Annotated in this window: 2 protein-coding genes; both read right to left on the bottom strand. The window is 50.5% G+C overall.

Going from position 1 to position 4,108, the window contains the following annotated elements:
* Positions 1 to 2,242 (bottom strand): pyruvate dehydrogenase (acetyl-transferring), homodimeric type (aceE, locus tag KDK18_RS01015; RefSeq protein ID WP_257252546.1); only part of this gene is annotated, 2,242 nt, incomplete at its 3' end.
* Positions 2,243 to 3,000: 758 nt separating this feature from the next.
* The coding region (gene speD, locus KDK18_RS01010) for an adenosylmethionine decarboxylase (protein ID WP_257252544.1) at positions 3,001 to 4,108 on the bottom strand (1,108 nt) is incomplete at its 5' end.

Raw genomic sequence — 4,108 nt, 5'->3', positions numbered from 1 at the left:
GCCGATCAAAGATGAAGATCTGGCCAGTCTGCCATACTTCCTCAAGAATAGTGCCACATCCCATCAGCTGTACTTTCAAGCCGTCGTTGACGGTGTTTTCCCCGAAGCAGTACAGACCTTTCACGATGCCTTCAATAACGCTATCGCCTTCAGGCATGGCTGGCATCTTGTAGCTGTCGTTCATGGTGGTGATGTAATACCACACGTTTTCGTTGTCGCCGTACATACGACGAAGGCCGTCCTGAACAATGACCGCCAGCTCATAGCCGTAAGTTGGGTCATAGCTGATGCAGTTAGGAACGGTGGAAGCCAGGATGTGGCTGTGTCCGTCCTGATGCTGCAGACCTTCACCATTCAGGGAGGTACGACCGGAAGTAGCACCGATCAGGAAACCACGAGCCTGCATGTCTCCTGAAGCCCAGGCCAGATCGCCGGTACGCTGGAAACCAAACATGGAGTAGAAAGCATAGAAAGGAATCATCGGTACGTTATTGTTACTGTAGGACGTAGCAGCCGCAATCCAGGCAGCGTGGGCACCGGCTTCGTTAATGCCTTCTTCCAGAATCTGACCCTGTTTGGACTCCTTGTAGAACATGACCTGGTCAGAGTCCACTGGCTCATACATCTGACCTTCTGCAGAGTAAATACCCAGCTGACGGAACATACCTTCCATACCGAAAGTCCGTGCTTCGTCAGGAATGATTGGTACGATGTGCTTGCCGACTTTCTTGTCTTTCGCCAGCGCAGCCAAAACACGTACGTAGGCCATGGTGGTTGAGATTTCACGCTCACCACTGCCTTTGAGAACGGCGTCGAAGGCACTCAGCCCAGGAATCTCCAACTGTATATCTGACTGCTCGCGACGCTGAGGAATGAAGCCGCCCAGTTTCTCACGATGCTTGCGCATGTAGACCATTTCAGGGCTGTCTTCAGCGGGCTTGAAGTATGGCAGACTGGCCAGATCTTCATCTTTGATCGGCAGGTCGAAACGGTCACGGAACTGTTTCAGATCATCGATTGGCAGTTTTTTAACGTTGTGGCTGACGTTAGATGCTTCACCCGTCGTACCGGTACCGTAACCTTTTACGGTCTTGGCCAGAATAACCGTTGGCTTGTCGGTGGTGTTTACAGCAGCGTGATAAGCAGCGTAAACCTTGTAGGGATCATGACCGCCGCGGTTCAGACGCCAGATGTCATCGTCAGACAGGTGCTCAACCATCTTTTTGGTTTCAGGGTAACGACCGAAGAAGTGTTCACGTGTCCAGGCACCGCCCTTGGCTTTACAGTTCTGATAGTCGCCATCGACGGCTTCGTCCATCAACTTCTGTAACATGCCGTCTTTGTCCCGGGCAAACAGCTGATCCCAGTGGCGACCCCAGGTCACCTTGATCACGTTCCAGCCAGCGCCGCGGAATACACCTTCGAGCTCCTGCATGATTTTGCCGTTGCCACGAACAGGCCCGTCCAGACGCTGCAGGTTGCAATTCACCACAAAGATGAGGTTGTCCAGCTTTTCACGACCCGCCAGAGAGATAGCACCGGTGGATTCAGGCTCGTCCATTTCACCGTCACCCAGGAAAGCCCAGACCTTACGGTTCTGCTCCGGAGCCATACCACGGTTGATCAGGTACTTCATGAAGCGAGCCTGGTAGATGGCCTGCAGCGGACCCAGACCCATGGATACGGTGGGGAACTGCCAGAAGTCAGGCATCAGGTGCGGGTGAGGATAGGAAGAAAGACCCTTGCCTTCGACTTCTTGTCGGAAACCGTCCAGCTGATCTTCACTCAGACGACCTTCGAGGTAAGCACGGGAATAAATACCCGGAGCCGTGTGTCCCTGATAGTAAACCAGATCGCCTTCACGGTTGTTGTTGTAACCATGGAAGAAATAGTTGTAGCCGATATCATACAAAGTTGCACTGGAGGCGAACGAAGAAATGTGGCCACCCAGAGAGCTGTCTTTCTGATTAGCACGCATGACCATTGCCAGCGCGTTCCAACGGACCAGGGAACGGATTCTGCGTTCCATGAACAGGTCACCCGGCATTCTCGCTTCTTTCTCAGGCGGAATGGTGTTGCGATAAGGGGTAGTAATCGCATAGGGCAGCTGTGTGCCTTTCGCTCTGGCATGCTGGGAAAGGCGGGTCATCAGGTAATGTGCCCGGTCTTCCCCTTCTTTTTCCAGTACGGAATCCAGGGCTTCCAGCCACTCCCGGGTTTCGATGGGATCAATGTCATGCATATAGTTTGCTCCGAGAATTGAGCGCTGTAACCAGTTCTAAAAAAAGCATCTGTGAAGGGGTCATCAGCCACTGATGCATCTTTCCATTTCGATTATCCGGACAACAGTACACTGAAGCTACAATCAGCCTTGTGCGAATAAACCGCTTCAACCCGGGATGAACAACCTCACTCTTAATGGGCGGTTATTCTTCGTTGTACCAGTGAAATTCTGACTGTCAGGATAGTCGAGGCTTACCTCTGAAGGACTGCTTTTTCAGCCCGTACCACCAGTCGAAACCAATGATCAAACGACGTGAGCCTCAGGAGCCGGGACAAGGACAAATAACTTGAGGGCTATCCCTGTCATGGCTAACTGTTATCTAACGAAAATTCTGCCCTGCCTGAACTTTAGGTTCAACCACCCTGCCATCAGGCTTCCAGCCGGATGTTCGGCTTCTGATGGACATTAAATTGGGTGCGGAGAGGCAGAGTTTAAAACTTCAGAAAATTGATTTCGATCAATTTTGTAATTGAACTACAAGATAAGCAAAATCCGCAATGAGTACCAGTACTTAGGTACAGTAAAGTTACAGAAATACATCAAAAGCCGCTACATCGTCACACATATTTATAAAATTCCTTTGACACATTTGCCAATAAACAAGAAAAAACACTGGTAGCGTATACCTCGATAGCAATTTCCGCCCTGACTTTTACACCGTCTTTGCGAAAAGAACCGCCGAAATTCATAGTCAGATCCACTGGATGATAAAACGCTTACTCGCTTTCGCTGAACACCGCACCGCGCAGATGCTCCTTCGTATAAACCGAGTCAGGGTTAAAGGCGGCCTTTAATACCGGAACCGCTAATTCTGGCTGAGAATCACCACACACAAAGATATCGAACGCCGCGAAGTTCCTCTCTGGCCAGGTGTGCACACTGATATGTGATTCAGCCAATACTGCAACGCCGGAAATGCCGCCATTGGGCTCGAAGCGATGAAGGTGGATATGCAACAAAGTAGCACCCGCCTTTTCGACGGCATCGCGCATCGCTTCTTCCATCGTAGTGGGGTCATCCAGCTTTTCAGCTCCCCAAAAGTCGAGGAGCAAATGCGTGCCCGCAAAAACTACCCCGTCACGGGTAATAAAGTGATCAAGCTGGTCTTCGTCAGTAGCGATGGACGTTTGGCCGTGGGTGGGCCAACGCTCATCCTGCGCGATGGAAAAAGCTAATTCAGCAACAGATCCTTGAGTCACGGAAGATGTCGCTATCAAATTACCGGGTTGATATAGATCTGATGAACGTCCCGGTAAACCTGCCCCCTCTAATGGAGTGCGTCCTGATGGAGGGTGTTCTGACCTTCCTCTCAAGCCACTGATGCATTTCGGTAATAAATGGAAAGCCGGAAGACCCAAACCCAATGCAGCCGCTAACACCTGACTGGTGTGTCTTAACCAAGCCTGCTTGATACGATTTGAAAGGTGGAACCAGGTTCGGGTAATCACTTGATCCAACATTGTCAGGCCAGCACCTACGCCTACTTTTTCCCATGTGGTTAAGTTGTCTAATTCTTTTAAACTTTTTAATCCTGTTTTTTCAGCATTATTTATAACCGGAGCGTCTGTGTCATCTGCATCAGGAATCAGTGCGGGTGATGAACTGAAGGGATCCGTGACCACCCTGACATTGTCTGCAACAAAAATACCCGCGCCCCTCAGATCCATAATACCTGCCGGTCGATGATGCTGCGTGGTCGAGGTTGTATCGGGCTGTTCCGAGGTGGCTTTTGCTGTTGAACCGCTCGTATCCAGAGGGTATCTGGAATCAATTTCGATATTCGCCAGATAATAGACAGAATCATTATGGGGTGCCGACATCACA

The sequence above is a fragment of the Endozoicomonas sp. SESOKO3 genome (assembly GCF_024606255.1).
The sequence above is the reverse complement of the archived record's forward strand: the minus strand, read 5'-3'. Positions and strand labels throughout refer to the sequence as shown.